A 20,147-nucleotide genomic window follows, 5' to 3' on the forward strand; every position below is an offset into this window, starting at 1 on the left:
TCGGGGTCCCCCGCGCAAGGGTTCACCTGCGCGGGGGGAGTGTTCTTAGGCCCAGACGTTGGGCAGCAGCGCGTCGGGGACGTTCTGGAAGCTGACGGGGCGCAGGAAGCGCCGGATCGCCATCGTGCCGACCGAGGTGCCCGAGAAGGTGGCCGCAGGGTAAGGGCCACCGTGGACCATGGCATCGCTGACTTCGACCCCCGTGGGGAAGCCGTTGACCAGCAGACGCCCGGCCTTGCGTTCCAGCACGGTGACAAGGCGCTTGGCCGCGTCGGTGTCGGCGTCGTCCATGTGCAGCGTGCAGGTGAGCTGCCCGGCGAGGTCTTTGGCAAGCTGTTCCATTTCATCCAGATCGGCGACACGGACGACGATGCCCAAAGGCCCGAAGACCTCATGCGACAGGTCAGGGTTCGCGCGCCAGTCGGCGCCGCTGGTCACGAAAAGCGCAGGTGCCGCCGTGCGGCCGTCGCACTCTTTCGACAGGACGCTTTCAACCGCGCCCGTGGCAACCACGGCGTCGCGGCCGCTGCGATAGGCTTCGGCGATCCCGTCGGTGAGCATGGTCTGGCCGTCAACCTCACCCAGAGCTTTGGCAGCGGCGTCGATGAAGGCGTCCGCATCCGGCCCGTCCAGCACCACGGCCACGCCGGGATTGGTGCAGAACTGGCCCACGCCCATGGTCAGCGATCCGGCCCAGCCTTCGCCCAAGGCGGCGGCGCGGTCGGACATGGCATTCGGCAGCAGGAACATCGGGTTCACGGACCCCAACTCACCGAAGAAGGGGATCGGCTCGGGGCGGGCGGCGCAAAGGTCATAGAGCGCACGGCCACCGCGCAAGGAGCCGGTGAAGCCAGCCGCGCGGATCAGCGGGTGTTCCACCAGCGCCTTGCCCACGTCGAGCGATCCGCCGTGCACCATCGAGAAGGTGCCCGGATGCAGGTCGCATTTGGCCACGGCGGCGGTGATCGCATCGGCCACAAGCTCAGCGGTCGCGGGGTGGGCTTCGTGGCCCTTCACGACGACGGGACAGCCCGCTGCCAATGCCGACGCCGTGTCGCCGCCTGCGGTGGAGAAGGCCAGCGGGAAGTTCGAGGCCCCAAAGACCGCGACCGGGCCGATGGGCCGCTGGATCAGCTTCAAGTCCGGACGCGGCAGAGGTTCGCGGTCGGGCAGGGCGGTGTCATGCCGCCGGTCGAGGTAGTCGCCCTTGCGGATGTGATCGGCGAACATGCGCAACTGGCCGATGGTGCGGCCGCGCTCGCCCTCAAGGCGGGCGGTGGGAAGGCCGGTTTCGGCGTGGCCCATCTCGGTGATTTCGGCGCCGCGGGCGTCGATCTCGTCGGCGATGGTCTCAAGGAAGCGGGCGCGGGTCTCGGTGTCGGTGTTGCCGTAGTCCACAAAGGCCGCATCCGCCGCGCGCACGGCGCGGTCGATCAGCTCGGGGTTGCCGGCGGCAAAAGAGTGGCCCTCCCCCGCGATGGGCGAGGAGGTGAACCGCGCGTCTGCGTCGATCTGTTCGCCTGCGATCAGGTGTTTGCCGTGGGGCGTATAGGTCATGTATCTCTCCTGTTTAGGTCGGATTTCGGGTGGCCCGGGGGCCTATCGTCTCAGGTGACGACGAAGCCGTGGGCATAGGGATCACGGTCGTCGATGAAAATGGTGTTGATGCCGGTCTGGCGCGCCCACCCCCCGATCGAGGGGATGATCGCATCGCGGTCGCCCACCTTGGCGGCGGCTTCGACGCGGCCCTTGAACAGGCTGCCGATGATGCTCTCGTGCACAAAATCATCCCCAACCGCAAGCGACCCGCGCGCGGCCAGATGCGCCATGCGCGCCGAGGTGCCGGTGCCACAGGGCGAGCGGTCAATCGCCTTGTCGCCGTAGAACACCGCGTTGCGGGCATGGGCGTCGTCCCGCGTGGCCGCGCCGGTCCACAGGATATGCGACAGGCCGTTGATGGCGGGGTTTTCGGGATGCTCGAAGCTGTAGGCTTCGTTGAGGGCGCGGCGCAGCTTGGGGCTGTAGCCCACAAGCTCTCCGGCGGTGAAATCGGCCATGTCGCGGAAGTTCTCTTGCGGCTCGACGATGGCATAGAAGTTGCCGCCATAGGCCACATCGACAGTGACTTTGCCCAAGCCTTCGACCTCGGCCTCAAGCCCTTCGGCATAAAGGAACGCAGGCACGTTGGTCAGGCGGACCTCTTCCACGAAGCGGCCCTCTTGCCGGTATTCGACGGTGACCAGACCGGCGGGCGTATCTAGGCGCAGCTTGCCCGGCTCACGCGGGGTGACAAGGCCGTTTTCCAGCGCCATGGTGACGGTGCCGATGGTGCCGTGGCCGCACATGGGCAGGCAGCCCGAAGTTTCGATGAACAGCACGGCGACGTCGCAATCGTCGCGCGTGGGCGGATAGAGGATCGCGCCGGACATCATGTCATGGCCGCGCGGCTCGAACATCAGGCCGGTGCGGATCCAGTCATATTCGGCAAGGAAATGGGCGCGCTTCTCGATCATGTTGGCGCCCTCAAGGCGGGGGCCGCCCCCCGCCACCAGCCGCACGGGGTTGCCGCAGGTGTGGCCGTCGAAGCAGGAAAAACTGTGGTTGGTCATGGTCTGTCCTTCAAGAAGCGCTGTGGCGCGAATGGTGTCAGGTCAAGGGCGGCGGGGCGTCCGGCGACCAGATCGGCCACCAGCTCGGCGGTGCCCGCCGATTGGGTCAGCCCCAGATGCCCGTGCCCGAAGGCCAGCACCAGATCGGGGTGACGCGGGGCCGCGCCGATCACCGGCAGGCTGTCGGGCATGGAGGGCCGGAACCCCATCCACTGCACGCCGCCCGTGGTGTCAAGCTCGGGCAGGAAATCGCGCGCCTTGTCGAGCAGGATCTGCGCCCGTTTCATGTTCGGCGGCAGGTCCAGCCCGCCCAGTTCAACCGCGCCGCCGACGCGCAGACCGTCGCCGATGCGGGTCACGACGAAGCCGTGGGACGAGAATGTCACATGGGTGCGCAGATCGAAAGCGCTGGCGGGCAGGGTGGTGTTGTAGCCGCGCTCGGTCTCCAGCGGGAGCTTGAGGCCGAGGGGCCGCAGCAGGGTGTTGGACTGCGCGCCCGCAGCCAGCACGACCTTGTCGAACTGCGCCGTGCCGCCGTCGTGCGTCACAGTCACGCCCGGCCCGCTGGTGTCGAGCCCGCGCACCGCCGTTTGCAGAATTTCGCCCCCGCCCGCGACCACGCGTTCGGCCAGCGTCTTGACCCAAAGCTCCGGATCGGTGGTGTTGAACCAGTCGGGGGTGAACACGGCCGAGGTGAACTGCGGATTGAGGCCGGGCTGCACCTCGCGGATCGCGTCGCGCGAAGTCAGGGTTTCGAAACGGATGCCCGCGGCGGCGCGTTCGTCCCAGCCCGGTTTGGCAGCGGCCAGTTGGCGCGGGCTGTCGTAGATCTGAAGCTGGCCCTCGCGGCGGATCAGATCGTGCATGTCGTGCGTGTCGAGCAGCCGGTCGAGCGCCTGTGCGGAGAGTTGCATCATCGCGGCCTGCGCATCCCGCGCGGCGGCGTAGCGGCGCGGGGTCGAGGCCCCGGCAAAGCGCACAAGCCACGGCAGAAGCTTCAGGGCATAGGCCGGACGGATCGACAGCGGCCCCAAGGGGTCCAGCAGCCATTTTGGCGCCTGTTTCCAGATGCCCGGGGTGGCCAGCGGGATGATGTCGGCAAAGGCAAAAGCCCCCGCATTGCCGCGCGACGCGCCCTGCGCCACGCCCTCGGGGTCGAAAAGCGTGACCTGATGCCCGTCGCGCATCAGCGCCTGCGCGGCGCTGACCCCGATCACTCCTGCACCGATAATCCCTATGCGCATGGGGCACCTCTCGTCTTCATCGCCAATGTCTTACCGATCCCCACTTTCGGTGTCGACAGAAATAATACATTTGGCAATTGCCCATATGCTCGCTTAAGACTTGCAACGAGACTGGTTTTCCACGGGATGGATTGATGAGCACAGCGAGCAGTGTGACTGGAGCAAAAAGCAAGAACGGGCGCAAGCGGGGGTCCGGCGTCGCCGTGGTCTATGAGACCCTGCGGCGAGAGATTATCGACCTGACGCTGGCCCCGGGCAGCCCCATTGACGAAGTGCAGCTGTCCGAGCGGTTCGAGATGTCGCGCACCCCCGTGCGCGAGGCGCTGGTGCGGCTGGCGGCGGAGAACCTGATCACCATCCTGACCAACCGCGCCACGGTCGTCTCGCAGATCGATTTCGTCAATATGCCGGCGTTTTTCGATGCGCTGACGCTGATGTATCGGGTCACCACGCGGGGCGCGGCGGAAAACCGGACCGAGGCCGATCTGGAAAAGATCCGCAAGTTGCAGGCCGCGTTCGCGCGCAGCGTCGAATCGAGCGACGCGCTCGAGATGATCTCCACCAACCGCGATTTCCACTACGGGATCGCCGAAGCGGGGCGGAACAAATATTACATCAACCTGTTCGCGCAGTTGCTGGACGACGGGTTGCGCATCCTGCGGCTGTATTATTCGTCGTTCAACGATGATCTGCCGCCCCAATATGTGACCGAACACGATGACCTGATCGACGCGATCGCGCGGCAGGATGTCGAAGCGGCCGATAAGCTTGCGCTGGCCCATGCGGACCAGATCGTGAAGCAGATCCAGTCCTACGTGGCCGCTGACCGCCGCACCAGCACCGGACTTTCGCTTTAGGTCGCCCGCCCGCGCGGGGTATTTCTTACCGCAGATCAAGCGCTTGGCTCTGGGCGCCCCGATAGGGGCGTGCGGCGATGGGGCGTGTTGCCCGCCGCGCGGGCAAAACGTGATCGACCGTCGCTCTGCTGTGGGTTGACAGAAAATGCAACGCGTATCACACTTGTCGACAATGATTACACAAAGGGAGAACTGTATGATCACGTCTTTCCATGGGGCGCGCCGCGCGGCCCTTGCAAGCACAGCCGTCGCGCTGGTGATGGCCGGGGCGATGCCCGCTTTGGCGCAGGGGCAGGAAGGCGGCGTTCTGCGCATCCTCGGCTCTGGCGATCTAGGCCGGTTGGACCCGATGACCGTTGCTACGGTCGGCGACAACAACTTCGTGCGCGCAACAGCCCGCACGCTGATCAGCTACGAAAGCTCGATGGACGAAGACGCGCGCATCGCGCCCAAGGCGGACCTTGCGACCGAGGTGCCCGAGCCGACCAACGACGGGCTGACCTACACCTTCACCCTGCGCGACGGCATCACATGGGACGCGCCAGACGGCGCGCGTGACATCGTGGCGGCGGATTTCGAACGCGGCCTCAAGCGAACTTGCAACCCCTCGCTCGGTACGCCGTTCCTGACATACTACGTCTCGCTCATCGAGGGCATGGATACATTCTGCGACGGCTTCGCCGAAGTCGAGCCGACCGTCGAGGCGATGAAGGACTACATCCAGAACAACGACATTTCCGGCATCGAAACCCCGGACGAGGACACGGTGGTGTTCAACCTGACCGAAGAGGCGGGCGATTTCATCTACATGCTCTCGCTGTCCGCCGCGGCCCCCGCGCCGGTCGAGGTTCTGGACTACCTCCCCGACAGCCCCGAATACCGCGAGAACTTCATCTCGTCGGGGCCCTATACGCTGGCCGAGAACATCCCCGACGTGCAGACCCGTCTGGTTCGCAACCCGTCGTGGAACGCGGACAGCGACCCGCTGCGCGCAGGCTACGTGGACGAGATCGAGCTGACCTTCGGGCTTCAGGCCGATGCGGCGATCCAGCAGATTCAGGCCGGTGACGCCGACATGCTCTATGACATCCTTGTGCCACCGGCGCTGATCCCGATGTTGCAGGCCACTGGTGACGACAAGCTGGTCGCAATCTCGACCGGGCGGACGGCGTTCATCTTCATCAACACCAAATCCCCCAACGTGGACGGGGCCTTGGCCGATGTGCGCGTGCGTCAGGCGATCAACTATGCGATCAACAAGGCGGCCGTGGTGCAGCAGCTGGGCGGGCCCTTCGTGGCCGCACCCCAGAACGGGATCTTCGGACCCGGCCTGCTGGGCTATCACGATTTCGACCTCTATCCGTCCGAGGATGCAAAGGGCGATCCGGAAAAGGCCCGCGAACTGTTGGCCGAAGCCGGATACCCCGATGGCATCAGCCTGAAGATGCCGTTCCGCAACCTCAACAACGAAAGCGCCATCGCGCAGACGTTGCAGGCGAGCTTTGCCGAGGCCGGAATCGAGATCGAGCTGATCCCCGTCTCTGCGGCGGACTACTACTCCAAGTATATGACCAACCCGCAGAACACGACCGACGGCGCATGGGACATCGCCCCGGTGAGCTGGTCGCCCGACTGGGCCGGCGGGGCCGCGCGTTCGGTCTTCCAGCCGCAGTTCAGCTATGACGGCCGGCACCAGACCTACAACTACACCGACTACAACAACGATGAGGCGAACGCCCGCGCCAAGGAAGCGATCAACGCCACCTCCGCCGAAGAGGCCGCGCGCCTCTGGGGTGAGGTCGACGAGATCGTGATGGCCGATGCGCCGGTGGCGCCGTTCATCTCGCAGAACGTGGTGGTGTATCACAGCGACGCGGTCGAGAACTTCGAGCCCTACGCCCTGGGCGCGAACGGCGACTGGACCAACGTCTGGCTCGATCGCTGATCTGCCCTGACGGACAGGGGCGCGCCGCACGATCTGCGGCGCGCCCTTTCTCTTCCCCCTTCCCTCGAAGCAGCCCCAAGGACCCGCCATGCCGTTGATCGAGGCGCGCAATATCTCCATCCGCATCCCCACCGAAGACGGTGTGGTCCACGCGGCCCGCAACCTGTCCTTCACGGTCGAGGCCGGCAGCCTGTTCGGCATTGCCGGGGAAAGCGGGTCGGGCAAAAGCGTTTTGATTCAGGCGATCATGGGGCTTCTGCCGCAAGCCGAAATCGAGGGCGAATGCCTGTTTCAGGGCCAGGACCTTCTGGCCATGTCGCAAGACGAGCTGCGCGCCCTGCGGGGGCGCCAGATCGGCATGGTCTTTCAGGACCCGCTGTCGAGCCTGCACCCCTATTACAGCATCGGCCGCCAGATCACCGAGGTGATCCACACCCATGAGGACGTGTCGAAGGCCGAGGCCCGGCGCCGCGCGGCCGAGATGCTCGAGAAAGTCGGGATCGTGAACGCCGCCGCACGGCTCGACGATTTCCCGCACCAGTTTTCCGGCGGTATGCGCCAGCGCGTGATGATCGCCATGGCCCTGATCCTTGAACCGCCGCTGATCTTCGCCGACGAGCCCACCACCGCGCTGGACGTGACCGTGCAGGCGCAGATCATGGAATTGCTCAAGCGGATGTGCGACGAGCTGGGCGTGACCATCGTGATGATCACCCACGATCTGGGGCTTTTGTCCTCGGTCGCGGACCGGGTGATGATCCTTTACGCAGGCCACCGGCTTGAGCTTGGCCCCGCCGGCGCGGTCTTCGGCACGCCGGCGCATCCTTATACGCAAGGTTTGCTGCTCTCCTCGCCGGGGATTTCCGGCCCGGATGAGGCTTTGATGTCGATCCCCGGACGCCCGCCCAGCCTGCTCGCCACGCCGCGCGGCTGCATCTTCGCGCCCCGCTGCCCGCAGGCGCAAGACATCTGCCGCACGCCGCCACCGGTGCGCGAATACGCCGATGGCAGCGCGGCGCTGTGCCATTTCGAACCGGTGCCCCACGACATGGAAGCGCTGAGCCACGGCGACCGCATGGCCGATGCGACCGGAGCCGCGCCGCTGGTGTCGATCCGGGGGCTGACCAAGACCTACCGCATCGCCTCGGGCTTTGCCCGGACCCGTGAATTGCAGGTCATAAAGGGCATCGATCTGGACGTGATCCGCGGTGAGACGCTGGGGCTCGTGGGCGAATCCGGTTGCGGGAAATCCACCCTTGCGCGCATCGTCGCAGGCCTTGAACCCGCCACCGGGGGTGAGGTGAACTTCGACGGCACGCGCCTGTCCGACGTCTCGGGCCAAGACTGGCGCGAGTTGCGCAAGCGGGTGCAGATCGTGTTTCAGGATCCCTACGGCTCGCTCAACCCGCGCCGCCGTGTGGGGGCGATTATCGGAGCGCCGTTGAAGATTCACGGGCTGGCGCAGGGCGCCGCGCTCAAGGATGAGGTGCGGCGGCTCATGGGCCTCGTCGGGTTGAACCCTGAGCATTACAACCGCTTCCCGAACGAGTTTTCCGGCGGCCAGCGGCAACGCATCGGCATCGCCCGCGCGCTTGCGCTCAAGCCCGATCTGATGATCTTCGATGAGCCTGTCTCGGCGCTCGATGTCTCGATCCAGGCGCAAATCCTCAACCTGATCCGCGAGCTGCAGGATGAGTTGAACCTTACCAGCCTGTTCATTTCCCACGACCTGACGGTGGTGCGCCACATGTGCGACCGGATCGCGGTGATGAACGGCGGGCAGATCATCGAGCTGGAAGAGGCGGGCAAAATCTTCGCCGCCCCGCGTGAGGAGTACACCCGCACCCTGCTGGCGGCGTCCCACGTGCCGCCCCGTCCCGCCACGCCCGAGCATCGGGAGCTGATTGCAACCTTGCCACAACAGGGGGCCGTGTGATGGGCCAGTTCCAGACCCGCAACCAGAAAGCCACCACCGAAGCCGAAACCGCCGAGGCCGGGGACGCGCCCGTGGTCGTGCAACGCTCTTCGGCGTCACTGACCTTCCGGCGGCTGGCCCGCGATCCGGCGAGCGTCATCGCCTTTGTCTTCATCATCGCGCTGGTGGCCTTTGCCGTGGGCGCGCCGCTGGTCGAAGCCTGGACCGGCCACGGCCCGATCGAGCAATACCGCGAAACCGCCCTGTCGCCGGTGGGGCTGCCCGTGGGGCCGAACGCCGAGTTTCTGTTGGGCGGCGACCAGTTGGGCCGCGACGTGTTGGTGCGCATCGCCTATGGCGCGCGCGTGTCGCTGCTGGTGGGCGTGCTCGCCTCTCTGCTGGCGGCGACGATTGGCGTCACCGTGGGCATGTTGGCCGGGTATTTCGGCGGCTGGGTCGACGTGGTGCTGGGCCGGCTGATGGATCTGGTGATGTCGGTGCCGTTCCTGCTGTGCGCGCTGGCGCTGGTGTCGGTGTTCGGGCCGTCCTTGCCGCTGTCGGTCTCGGTCATCGTGTTCTTCAGCTGGACGACCATTGGCCGGGTGATCCGCGCCGAGACCACATCACTCGCCCGGCGCGAATTCGTGCAGGCGAGCCGCTCGCTGGGGGCGGGGCACGGCTACATCCTGTTGCGGGACATCCTGCCCAACCTTGCGCTGACGATCATCATCTACACGACCATGCTGATCCCCAACGCCATCGTGTTCGAGGCGACGCTGTCATACCTGGGCATGGGGATCGTGCCGCCGACCCCGTCCTGGGGCGGGATGCTGGCCGAGGCGGGCGCGAACTCGATCTATCTGGTGGCGTGGTGGCTGGTGGTCTTCCCCGGTCTGGCGCTGCTCGCCTCAACACTGGCGTTCAACATTCTGGGCGACGGGCTGCGCGACGCGCTGGACCCCTCCGCCCGTGGCCGCGCGGTGCTGCGCAAGAAGAAAAAGACGAAGGGGTAAGCCATGATTTCGTTTCTTATCAAACGGTTGACCTTCGGTCTGTTCGTGCTTCTGTCGCTGAGCCTGTTCGTGTTCTTCCTGTTCTTCGTGGCCCCCGGCGATCCGGCCCGCGTGGTTGCCGGCGACAAGGCCCCCGAGGCCCAGCTTCAGCAAGTGCGCGAGAATCTTGGCCTCGACCGGCCCATGCCCGAGCAATACCTGCGCTTCGTGACCCGCGCCGCGCAGGGCGATCTGGGCTTTTCCTATCGCAACCGGCAGCCGGTCACCGATCTGATCGTGCGGCGCATTCCGGTCACGGTGTCGCTGGTGTTTGGCGGCGTGCTGTTCTGGCTGGCGCTGGGGGTCCCCATCGGCATCATCTCGGCGCGCAATCCGGGGACTTGGAAGGACAGGCTGGGGCAGGTGTTCATCCTGTTGGGCCTGTCGTTTCCGACCTTCGTTCTGGGGATGCTGGCCCTTTATACGCTGTATTTCCTGCCGCGCACCGCAGGCTTCACCCTGTTCCCGCCCGGAGGCTACGCGCCGTTTCTGGAGAACCCCGCCAAATGGGCCTGGCATCTGGCCCTGCCCTGGACCACGTTGGCGCTGGTCGTGGCGGCGATCTATGCACGCCTGACGCGGGGCCAGCTTCTGCAGGTGCTGGGCGAGGATTACATCCGCACCGCCCGCGCCAAGGGCCTGACCGAACGGCGGGTCGTCTATCGCCACGGCATGCGCGCGACGCTGACGCCGCTGGTCACGCAACTGGGGGCCGATATCGCGGTGCTTCTGGGCGGGGTGATCGTCATCGAACAGGTCTTCGGCTTGCAGGGGGTCGGCGCGCTGGCCGTGCAGGCGGTGCAGAACCAGGACCGGCCGATCATCATCGGCGTGGTGATGCTGGGCGGGCTGTTCATTGTCACCACCAACCTGATCGTCGATCTGCTTTACGCAGCCCTTGATCCACGGGTCAGGTAACTTTCACTTTCATCACAGGCAGGCAAACCGATGCAACGCATTCCCGGCTATGACACGCGCGACCGGATGGTCGATGTTCCCCTGAATTGGGCCAAACCCGACGGCGCGACGATCGAGGTCTTCGCGCGGGAGGTGACGGCCCCGGGCCGGATGCAGGAGGACCTGCCGGTGCTCGTGTTCCTGCAAGGCGGGCCGGGGGGCAAATCCCCGCGCCCCAACCGCGGCCCGGCGTGGCTTGACGTGGCCACAAAGCGCCACCGTGTGCTGTTGCTGGACCAGCGCGGCACCGGGCGCTCGACGCCCGTGCAGGGCCGCCAGTTCGCAGCGATGGGCGCGGACGAGGGCGCGGATTACCTGTCGTGCCTGCGCGCGGACAGCGTGGTGAAGGATTGCGAACACATCCGCAAGACGCTGTTTGACGGCAAGCCATGGTTCACGCTGGGGCAGAGCTACGGCGGGTTCCTGACGCTGTCTTATCTGTCGCATGCGCCCGAAGGGCTGGCGGGCTGTTACGTCACCGGCGGCATGGCGGGGATCAAGGCCGATGCGGCGACGATCTACCGCCACACTTACCCGCGCGTGGCCCACAAGAACGCGCTGTACTTCGACCGCTACCCCGATGATCGGGCCAAGGTCGACCGCCTCGCCGACCGGCTGGCGCGGGGCGACGTGCGCTTGCCCGATGGGGACGTGCTGACCGTGCGGCGGCTGCAATACCTCGGGATGGAACTGGGCACCGTCGAAGGGTTCGAGACGTTGCACTGGCTGCTCGACGAGGCCTTTGCCGCCGATGGTGAGGTGTCGGACAGTTTTCTGGGCACCGTGCGCGGCATGACCTCGTTCGACGACAACCCCCTGTTCGCGGCGATCCACGAAGGGATCTACGGGCAGGACGGCGCGCGCACGGGCTGGGCGGCCGAGCGGGTGCTGTCCGAGTTTCCCGCCTTTGACGCCGCCGCCCGCCCGCTGCTGTTCACTGGCGAGATGATCTATCCTTGGATGTTCGACGACATCCGCGCGTTGCGGCCCTTCAAACCCGCCGCCGAAGCGCTGGCGCAGCGCCCGCTGGATGCGCCGCTTTACGATCACGCACAGCTGGCCGAGAACACCGTGCCGGTCTGGGCGGCGGTCTATGCCGACGACATGTATGTGGACATGGACCTGTCGATGCAGACCGCCCGCGACGTGGGCAATGTGCGCATCTGGCTGACCAACGAATACGAACACAACGGGCTGCGCCACAGCGGCCGCGTTCTGGAACATCTCTTCGCGATGGAGGACTCTCTTGATGGACACGCATACCTTCGCTGACCACAGCACCCGTCTTGCGCGTCTGCGCGACTGGATCGCGGGGCAGGGGCTGGATGGCATGATCCTGACCACCGCCGACGCCTTCCAGAACGAGGATGCGCCGGAGCATGACCGCGATATTGCCTGGCTCACCGGGTTTACCGGCTCGCTCGCCCATGCGCTGGTGATGGCGGACGGCGCAGTCTTCCTTGTCGACGGGCGCTACGGCATTCAGGCGCAGCAAGAGGTGGACGGGGCCGACTGGACCTTCGGCCACATTCACGATGCCCCGCTGGGGGGCTGGCTGCGCGACCGCGCCGCAGGCTGCACCATCGGCTACGATCCCATGCGCTGGAGCGTGGCGCAGATGCAGGGTCTGCGTGACAAGGCGGGGACGGCGACGCTAACCCCCTGCGACGACCCGTTCGATGCGGTCTGGAGCGACCGACCCGCGATGCCGCAGGCGCCGGTGCGCGCCTTGCCCGAAGCCGAAGCGGGCCGCAGTGCGGGCGACAAGCTGCAGTGGCTGGCGCAGGAACTCGATCAACAGGGCGCCGGCGTCTGGGTCGAAACCCGGCCCGACAACATCGCGTGGCTGTTCAACATGCGCGGCGGGGACGTGGCGATGAACCCGCTGCCTTTGTCCTTTGCCACGGTCACCGCCGAAGGCGCGGCCCATTGGTTCATTGACCCCGCCAAGTGCAAGGACATCCAGCCCGAGGGCGTGACCCTTCACCCGATCGAAGCCTTCCTGCCGTGGCTGAAAGAGCAGACCGCGGCCTGCGCCTTCGACCCCGCTTTTACGCCGGATGCGGTCGAACAGGCGCTTGGCGAAAGCCGTCATGCGAAAGGCATCGTGACCATCGAAAAGGCGCTGAAGAGCCGCGCCGAGCTTGACGGGTTCCGCCGGGCGCATCTGGATGACGCCGTGGCGATGGCGCATTTCGGCCATTGGCTGTCAGAGGTGATGCAGGGCGAGGCTCTGCCGGACGAGACCGCCGCCGCCGTGCAGCTTGAGGCGTTCCGCGCCAAGTCGGAGGACTATCAAGAGCCGAGCTTCGTCACCATCGCCGCCACGGGCGGCAATGCGGCCATGTGCCATTACCACCCGCCCGCGCAAGGTTCAGCCCGTCTTGCGCGCGACGCCGTGTTCCTTTGCGATTCCGGCGGGCAATACACCGGCGGCACCACCGATGTGACGCGGACCTATGCCTTCGCCCCGGTGAGCGCCGAGGTGCGCCGCATCGCCACGGCGGTCCTGCGCGGATTCATCGCCCTGTCGCGCGCGCAATTCCCTGACGGGACCATGCCGCACCAGATCGACGCGCTGGCGCGGGCACCCCTTTGGGAGATGGGCCTGGATTACGATCACGGCACCGGCCACAACGTCGGGCATAATTTGCTGGTGCACGAACACCCGCACCGGATCGGCCAGAAACCCAACCCGTTCGCGCTGCGCGCGGGCCATGTCCTCACCCTTGAGCCGGGGTTTTACGAGGCGGACGTCTGGGGCATTCGCGTGGAAAATCAGGTCGAGGTGGTCGCACGGGATGCGGGCTTCATCGGGTTCGATGCGATGACGCTGGTGCCGATTGATCTGGGTCTATACGACCTCGACACGCTGGACGCCGGGGAGCGGGACTGGATCGACAGCTATCACGCGCAGGTGCGCGAGGCGGTTGCACCGCTCCTGTCCGGAGCGGTGCGGGAGTGGTTGATCGCGGCGACCGCGCCGCTGGATCAGCGCGCGCCCCAAGTGTCGGACAAGCGGTAACCGCGCGGCCATGGGTCATCGGGGTCCAGCATGTGCTGGTGGGTCCCGGTGATCCAGCCCCGGCCCGAAATTTCGGGGCGAATGCCGGTTTTGTCGCCGATCTTCGTTTCGCCCAGAATGCGGCCCGAGAAGGTGGAGCCGATCAGCGATTCCGCCGTGAGCCGGTCGTCCGGCCCCATCTCGCCCCGCGCCGACAGCAGCGCCATCCGCGCAGAAAGCGCCGTGCCCGTGGGCGAGCGGTCGACCTTGCCCGGCCGGATCGCCACCGCCTGCCGGCTGCGCATGCCGTTTTCGTCGTGGCCCATGGGACCAGCGAACAGGCAGAAAGAATAATGGTTCCAGTCCGGGTTCGTCGGGTGCTGGAAGGGCAGGGCCTTGGTCGCGGCTTCGGTGATCTTCACGCCCATGCGGGCGATCTTGTGCGCCTCATCCTCGACCAGCGACAAGCCAAGCGCCTCGGCGTCCACCACTACGAAGCTGTCGCCGCCATAGGCCGTGTCGACGGTCAGCGTGCCGATCCCCTCAACCTCGAGCGTCGCATCCAGCCAGTCCGCATAGCTGGGCAGGTTCTCGACGAAGATGCGCTGCGCCTTGCCGCCGGAACATTCCGCGCGGACCTGAACCAGACCGCCCGGCGCTTCGAGCACCATTTCCGTCACCGGTTCCTGCATCGGCACCAGCCCGCTGTCGAGCAACACGGTCGAGACGCAGATGCTGTTGGAGCCGGACATCGGCGGCGTGTCCTCGGGCTCCATGATGATGAAGGCGGCATCGGCGCGGGGGTCTTTCGGCGGCACCAAAAGGTTCACGTGCCGGAAGACACCGCCGCGCGGCTCATTGAGGACGAAATCGCGCAGCGTGCCGTCCCGCTCGATCCAGCGGGACTGCTCCCAGATGGTGTCACCGGGGGGCGGGGCCACGCCGCCGACGATGACGTCGCCGACTTCGCCTTCCGCATGGGCGGATATGATATGAACGATTTTGCTGCTGCGCATGGGGTCCTCCGACTATAGCCCGTGGACCGGCGGCACCGGGCCGATCCTATTGGTCGGGACCCTAGGATGGCCCCCTGAGGTTGTCGACAGAAAAAATACTAGCTTGCTGAATGGGCCCCGTCCGCCTATCCAGATTGCGATGTATCCCACGGGTAAAGGAGGGTCGGATGTCTCATGAGTTGGTATCGGTCGCAGCGTTGACCGAGCGGGTCGAAGCGATTTTCGTCAAGGCCGGATTTTCGGCGGATCACGCGGCCACCCTCGGCCGGGCGATCGTCGCCGGTGAGCGGGACGGCTGCAAGTCCCACGGCGTTTACCGCATCGCGGGCTGTCTGCGCACGCTTGAGGCGGGCAAGGTCGTGCCCGACGCCGATCCGGTGGTGGCCGAGCCGGATGGCGCAATCATCCGGGTGGACGCCAAGGGCGGCTTCTCGAACCTTGCCTTCGCGCGCGGGCTGCCGGTGCTGGCCGAGCAAGCGCGCAAGAGCGGGCTGGCGGCGCTGGTGATCAACGACTGCGTGCATTTCGCCGCCCTTTGGCCCGAGATCGAAGACATCACCGCCGAAGGGCTGGCCGGGATGGCCATGTGCCCCAGCTACGCCACCGTCGCGCCGGTGGGCGGCACCGAACCGTTGCTGGGCACGAACCCCTTTGCCTTCGGCTGGCCGCGTGAAGGCAAAAACCCTTACGTCTTCGACTTCGCCACCAGCGTCGTCGCGCGGGGCGAGATCGAGCTTTACCGCCGCGCCGGTGATCCCCTGCCCGAAGGCTGGGCCTTGGACGCGGACGGAAAGCCCACCACGAGTCCCGAAGCCGCGCTGGACGGGGCGATGCTGCCCTTTGGCGGGCACAAGGGGTCGGCAATCTCGACGATGATCGAACTGCTGGCGGGCGCGTTGATCGGGGATTTTACCTCGGACAAGGCGCTGGAGTGGCTGGGCACGACGACCATCGCGCCGCGTCATGGGGAGCTGATCCTGGCTTTCGATCCCGAACGCTTCGCCGGCGGCCGCGCCGATCCGCGCGCAACGGCGGAAGCCTTCATCGGTGCAATCGAAGGGCAGGGCGCGCGCCTGCCCGGTCAACGCCGTTTCGCGGCCCGCGCCGAGGCGCTGCGCGACGGGATTCCGCTGACCAAGGCCGAGCTGGACGAACTCGACCGGCTGGAAAAAGAAGGCGCGGCCTAAGCGGCCACGCCTTTTCGATCATTCCGTACAGGAAAATGGACCGGACACCCGCAGGGGTGTCCGGTTTTTGCGTCAGGCCGCTTTCGACCACTCCGCATACCATGTCTTGAACAGGTCATACTGCGCATCGGCAAAGGCACGCTGCGCGTCGCTCAGCTCGTCTGTCTCGTTGAAGTGCAGGCGGTATTCCTCGTCCCCGCCGCGCACCATCAGGTGCTTGTAGTAGAGGACAAGGTCGCCTTCTTCGTCGAACTTGGACAGGACGTAAAGCGCCTGCTCAAGCTCTTGCGCGCGGCGGCGGGCGTCCACGTCGCCCTTGGCAGCTTTCTGCGACAGCTCGACCAGATGCAGCACTTCCTTGGGCAGCACGTTGCCGATGCCGGTGATCGCGCCGGTTGCACCGCAGTTGACGAAGCCGTGGAACACGGTGGTGTCCACGCCGACCATCAGCGTCACGTCGGGGTTGCCGCTCGAGATGTGCTCGGCCGCATAGGTCAGGGCCGCCTTGCCGCCGAATTCCTTGAAACCGGCAAGGTTGGGGTGCTCGCTCTTGAGGGCGAAGAACAGGTCCGCGCCGGTGGAGAACCCGTAGTGGGGCGAGTTGTAGATGACGGCGGGCAGGTCAGGCGCGGCCGAGAGGATCGCCTTGAAGTGCGCCTTCTGGGCCGGGATCGACGCGCCGCGCGACATCACGCGAGGAATCAGCATCAGGCCTGCAGCGCCGACGCGGGCGGCGTGGGCAGCGTGTTCGGCGGCGATCTTGGTGTTCACGGCACCGGTGCCGACAACGACCTTGAGGCCCGCGTTCACCAGCGCTTCCACGCCTTGCATGCGCTCTTCGTCCGTCAGCAGGGGCCAGTCGCCCATGGAGCCGCAATAGACGACAGCGGACATGCCGGCGTCCACAAGCTCACGCCCCTTGCGGACGAGCGCGTCAAAATCGGGGGTGCGATCCTCTTTGCAGGGGGTCATCAGGGCTGGCATGGTGCCAGTGAAAACTGCGTTGTCCATCGGTCAATCCTTTATTCTTGGGCATCGCGTCAATGATCCGCACCCCGTTCAGGGGCCACGGCATCGGGTTCCCGGCCATATAAGCCGTTTGCATACTCAATGTCGACAAAAGAATTCCGCCACGTATTTTCTGTGCGCGGAGCCGTGGCTACATCGCGAAGGTCCATCAGGATTTGGGGGGCGCTACAACGCGCCCGGGGCCTTGGCCGGATGCGGCGCATCGCCGCCGCGCCAGTCGGTGATCTGGTCGAACAGGGCCACGGTGCAGGCGGCAACCCCCGCGCCGGCCATGGTCAGCACCACACGGGTGAAGATCGCATAGCCCGCATCCTGCGTGGACAGCGCACCGGCCACCAGCGACAGCAGCACCGAATAGCCATATTGATAGACCATGCTGGGCTGCGGCCCGTCGAACATTTTGCTGCCGAAATAGAGCCCTGACAGAAACACAAGGCCGAGCAGAATCAGCAGATGCTGCGACAGCACGAAAACGGCGAGCACGACGATGGCAAGGGCGCTGCCATAGACCGTGGCGCGGACCCGTTGCTCGGCTTCGGACCAGACGCCGCTGCGGGTGGGAAAGACGATCACCATCGCTGCCACCATCGCCATCATCATGTCCGACGGCTGCATGACCGAATACAGCCAGAATGACAGACCCAGCAGGACCGTTGCCCGAATCGCAGCACCGGTGTTGATCCGCCCGGGGTTGGGCTTTGGGTCATCCTCGTGAATCTCGCGGGTGCGGGCGGGCAGCAGCAGATAAACCAGCGGGCCAACCACCGCCGCGACGAGCGATGCTTGCACGAAGCCGTCGCGCATCGCCTCAACCGTGGCGTTGCCGTTCATCCCCATGACCGACATCAGGACGGCGACGATCAGGATCAACATCCCCGCCATCGCGCCGGTTTGCAGCACCATCCGGAAGCCGAAGAAATAGGTCAGCCACATGGCCCCCACATAGACCACCGGCATCGGCCGCAGCTGTTCGACGAACCACGTCATGATATAGACGAGCAGGATCATCACCACCGGCGCGGCAAGCATCCGCACCGGGTTGAACGCCTTGCGCTGCGCCGCGATCAGGCCTACGGGCAGGGCCGCAATGATCGGCGGCAAAGCGGGATTGAGGATCGGGATCGCCGCATAGGCCAGCGCCCCGGCCAACCCCAGACGCACCGCGTAGAGCGGATCTTCCGACAGGACGGGGCGCGGGGTGACATACATCGCGGCGACCTAGTGCAGATAGGTCGTGATCGACCGGATGCGCTGAAGGCCAGCCGCGATCCATGCGATCGGATTGCCGGTGCCGCTGGCATAGACGACCGCATGCACCTTGCCGCCCACGCGCACGGCGTCGGGCCAGTTCTCCATCCCGCCGGCGAGCTCGATGCGCACGGGGATCTGCCGCGCGGGCTCGAACCAGCGGTTCGACGGCTGATTGACCACCAGCCCGCCCTGCACGTTGCGGCCCGGGTTGATCCCCCAGGCGATGCTTTGCACGTGGCCGTCGAAAATCCTGCCGGGGATGGCGTCGAACAACAGGCCGACCGGGTCTCCGGGCGCGACGTTCTGCAACTGGTTCTCGCGCAGATCGACGGTCACCCAGGCGGCATCGGAATCGATGAAGGTGAGCGCGGGGCTGCCCGCGCCGACGAACTGCCCGGGGGCCAGCGTGACATTGGTCACCACACCCAGATGCGGCGCACGCACGGTGGTCGAGGCCAGATCATATTGCGCGCGCTCAAGCTGCGCTTGGGCTGCCAGAATAGCAGGGTTGTCCGCCCCGTCTGAGCCAAGCTGCTGGCGGGCGCTTTCAAGGTTCGCTTCGGCGGTGGCGAGACGGGCCTCGGCGTCGGCCACCTGCGCGCGCGCGGTGTCGGCCTGCGCGGTCGAAGCGATGCCCCGTTCCTCAAGCCGGAAGGTGCGGTCGGCCTGATCGCGGGTGGTTTCCAGCGATGTGCGCGCCTGCGTGACAGAGGCCTGCGCCGCGACCAGCGACGCGCTCGAGGCGCTGATGTTCTGGGTCGTGGTGCCAAGGTTGGCCTCGGCCTGCGCCAAGGCAAGCTCGAAAGGACGAGGGTCGAGTTCGAACAATACGTCGCCCGCTTCAACCACTGCGTCATCCGCGACGGCGACGCGGGTGACTTCGCCGGGCACGCGGGCGGCGATCTGCACCACATGGGCCGAGACGATCCCCCGCGACGAGGCGGGTGCCATCCGGTCGCTGAGCGCATAGATGACAACCAGCACCAGCAGCAAAAGGATCACCACAAGGGCGATCTTTCCGGCCGGATTGCTGGCCGGCGTCTCGTCCGCCGCACCCGTTTCAGGGGTTTCGGCGGCAACGACGGCCTGCGTTTCGGGCTGGTCGGGGTGCGGATGGTCGGAATGGGTCATGGGATCTCCTTTCGCCCAAGGACACACCGCAGCGCGGCAACAGGACGGACAGTTGAACAGGCCCGCCGGGCAGAATCACCAGCGCGCTTCGGAGCGTTACGCCAATCTTGTAAAGAGGGGAATACCTTTTGTCGCCGCGATCAAAGCCTGAACGCTCTGACACAGATAATGCGCATGATTGACGCGCACGTCCTGTGCCCCTATGGTTACCGCAGGAGGTTCCATGACCAAACAGCCCCGCAAGCCCACGAACCTGTCGCTTGACGCCGCCCTGCTGTCCGAGGCGCGCGCGCTTAAGGTGAACCTGTCCCGCGCCGCCGAAGAAGGGGTGCGCCATGCGGTCGCCTCCGCCAAGGCCGAACGCTGGAAGGCCGAGAACGCGTCGGCGCTGGAAAGCTCCAACGCCTACGTCGAAGCCCACGGCGTGCCGCTGGCGCGGTTCCGTCAGTTCTGATGGCGCGGTTCGACGTCTTTCCCAACCCCGAGGGGCCGGGGTATCTTCTGGACGTGCAAAGCGATCTGCTGGACGGATTGAACACCCGGGTCGTCGCCCCCTTGATGCCACGGGCCCATGCCCCCGAGCCGGCCAAACGGCTCAATCCGGAGTTCGAGGTCGAAGGGGCGGCCGTCGTGATGGTGACGCAATTCATCGCCGCCGTGCCCGCCGCGATCCTCGGCCAACCGGTCGCCCGCCTCGACACCGCATCCGATACCATCACCAACGCTTTGGACATGTTGACCCAAGGGTTCTGACCGCCGGATCACCGCAACCTGACTGAATGGGAACTGGCACGGCTACCGAAGATGTCTGAACTACGTAGCAGGGTCGCGCAGCGGCGCGGGGCGTGTGGGATCAGGATCGCGTCAGCAGGGTGTGAACTCACGCTGAAGTGCAGTTCCTGATATGTCGCTTTACTCCAACCGGTTCTGTATTTCCATCAGGTTGCTTT

General features: G+C 66.0%; 17 protein-coding genes. 10 read left to right on the top strand and 7 right to left on the bottom strand.

All coding sequences use genetic code 11. The features are described from left to right. Nucleotides 1-45: 45 nt before the first annotated feature. Genes DC363_RS15005 through DC363_RS15015 form a run of 3 tightly spaced genes read right to left on the bottom strand, consistent with a single transcriptional unit; the run spans nt 46 to nt 3,853 of the window. Nucleotides 46-1,557, bottom strand: a complete 1,512-nt coding sequence (locus DC363_RS15005; protein WP_108641970.1) for an aldehyde dehydrogenase (NADP(+)) — start codon at nt 1,555-1,557, stop codon at nt 46-48. A 50-nt stretch (nt 1,558-1,607) separates the two neighbouring features. Next, a complete protein-coding gene (locus DC363_RS15010) occupies nt 1,608-2,609 on the bottom strand; it encodes a 4-hydroxyproline epimerase (RefSeq protein ID WP_108641971.1) in 1,002 nt (333 codons plus the stop codon). Then, nucleotides 2,606-3,853 (bottom strand): NAD(P)/FAD-dependent oxidoreductase, encoded by a 1,248-nt coding sequence (locus DC363_RS15015; protein ID WP_108641972.1) that lies wholly within the window; start codon nt 3,851-3,853, stop codon nt 2,606-2,608. The genes DC363_RS15010 and DC363_RS15015 overlap by 4 nt, the downstream gene beginning before the upstream one ends. Nucleotides 3,854-3,987: 134 nt before the next feature. Here DC363_RS15015 and DC363_RS15020 point away from each other — a divergent pair, with 134 nt between their 5' ends. The 7 genes from DC363_RS15020 to DC363_RS15050 all read left to right on the top strand — a co-directional run bounded on the left by DC363_RS15020 (nt 3,988) and on the right by DC363_RS15050 (nt 13,604). Further along, on the top strand, nt 3,988-4,710 hold the full coding sequence (locus DC363_RS15020; RefSeq protein ID WP_108641973.1) for a GntR family transcriptional regulator: 723 nt from the start codon (nt 3,988-3,990) through the stop codon (nt 4,708-4,710). A 196-nt stretch (nt 4,711-4,906) separates the two neighbouring features. Further along, the gene (locus DC363_RS15025) at nt 4,907-6,655 is read left to right on the top strand and encodes an ABC transporter substrate-binding protein (protein ID WP_196778436.1); all 1,749 of its coding nucleotides are present in this window, start codon (nt 4,907-4,909) and stop codon (nt 6,653-6,655) included. Between the two features lie 88 nt (nt 6,656-6,743). Beyond that, the gene (locus DC363_RS15030; RefSeq protein ID WP_108641974.1) at nt 6,744-8,591 is read left to right on the top strand and encodes an ABC transporter ATP-binding protein; all 1,848 of its coding nucleotides are present in this window, start codon (nt 6,744-6,746) and stop codon (nt 8,589-8,591) included. Then, the gene (locus DC363_RS15035; protein WP_108641975.1) at nt 8,591-9,583 is read left to right on the top strand and encodes an ABC transporter permease; all 993 of its coding nucleotides are present in this window, start codon (nt 8,591-8,593) and stop codon (nt 9,581-9,583) included. The genes DC363_RS15030 and DC363_RS15035 overlap by 1 nt, the downstream gene beginning before the upstream one ends. Nucleotides 9,584-9,586: 3 nt before the next feature. Then, complete coding sequence (locus tag DC363_RS15040; RefSeq protein WP_108641976.1) at nt 9,587-10,540, top strand: ABC transporter permease; 954 nt, start codon at nt 9,587-9,589, stop codon at nt 10,538-10,540. Between the two features lie 30 nt (nt 10,541-10,570). Beyond that, nucleotides 10,571-11,851 (top strand): alpha/beta fold hydrolase, encoded by a 1,281-nt coding sequence (locus DC363_RS15045; RefSeq protein ID WP_108641977.1) that lies wholly within the window; start codon nt 10,571-10,573, stop codon nt 11,849-11,851. Further along, on the top strand, nt 11,829-13,604 hold the full coding sequence (locus DC363_RS15050) for an aminopeptidase P family protein (protein WP_108641978.1): 1,776 nt from the start codon (nt 11,829-11,831) through the stop codon (nt 13,602-13,604). Before DC363_RS15045 ends, DC363_RS15050 begins: the two co-directional genes overlap by 23 nt. Here the strand turns inward: DC363_RS15050 and DC363_RS15055 are convergent. Then, the gene (locus DC363_RS15055; RefSeq protein WP_108641979.1) at nt 13,571-14,599 is read right to left on the bottom strand and encodes a trans-3-hydroxy-L-proline dehydratase; all 1,029 of its coding nucleotides are present in this window, start codon (nt 14,597-14,599) and stop codon (nt 13,571-13,573) included. The two genes, DC363_RS15050 and DC363_RS15055, sit on opposite strands and share 34 nt — an antisense overlap. A gap of 167 nt (nt 14,600-14,766) precedes the next feature. Here DC363_RS15055 and DC363_RS15060 point away from each other — a divergent pair, with 167 nt between their 5' ends. Next, on the top strand, nt 14,767-15,786 hold the full coding sequence (locus tag DC363_RS15060; protein WP_108641980.1) for an Ldh family oxidoreductase: 1,020 nt from the start codon (nt 14,767-14,769) through the stop codon (nt 15,784-15,786). Between the two features lie 72 nt (nt 15,787-15,858). Here DC363_RS15060 and DC363_RS15065 read toward each other — a convergent pair whose 3' ends face one another. The 3 genes from DC363_RS15065 to DC363_RS15075 all read right to left on the bottom strand — a co-directional run bounded on the left by DC363_RS15065 (nt 15,859) and on the right by DC363_RS15075 (nt 19,197). Next, entirely contained in the window at nt 15,859-16,797 is a 939-nt protein-coding gene (locus tag DC363_RS15065; RefSeq protein ID WP_108641981.1) for a dihydrodipicolinate synthase family protein, read from the bottom strand. Nucleotides 16,798-16,980: 183 nt separating this feature from the next. Beyond that, complete coding sequence (locus DC363_RS15070; protein ID WP_108641982.1) at nt 16,981-18,024, bottom strand: FUSC family protein; 1,044 nt, start codon at nt 18,022-18,024, stop codon at nt 16,981-16,983. A 9-nt stretch (nt 18,025-18,033) separates the two neighbouring features. Beyond that, nucleotides 18,034-19,197 (bottom strand): HlyD family secretion protein, encoded by a 1,164-nt coding sequence (locus DC363_RS15075; protein WP_108641983.1) that lies wholly within the window; start codon nt 19,195-19,197, stop codon nt 18,034-18,036. 223 nt (nt 19,198-19,420) lie between these two features. On the opposite strand from DC363_RS15075, the gene DC363_RS15080 reads away from it, so the two are divergent. Both DC363_RS15080 and DC363_RS15085 read left to right on the top strand, forming a co-directional pair. Next, nucleotides 19,421-19,651 (top strand): type II toxin-antitoxin system CcdA family antitoxin, encoded by a 231-nt coding sequence (locus tag DC363_RS15080; protein WP_108641984.1) that lies wholly within the window; start codon nt 19,421-19,423, stop codon nt 19,649-19,651. Further along, nucleotides 19,651-19,950, top strand: a complete 300-nt coding sequence (locus DC363_RS15085) for a CcdB family protein (protein WP_108641985.1) — start codon at nt 19,651-19,653, stop codon at nt 19,948-19,950. Before DC363_RS15080 ends, DC363_RS15085 begins: the two co-directional genes overlap by 1 nt. Nucleotides 19,951-20,147 lie beyond the last annotated feature (197 nt).

The organism is Thalassorhabdomicrobium marinisediminis, from assembly GCF_003072065.1.
Classification (GTDB): Bacteria; Pseudomonadota; Alphaproteobacteria; order Rhodobacterales; family Rhodobacteraceae; genus Octadecabacter; species Octadecabacter marinisediminis.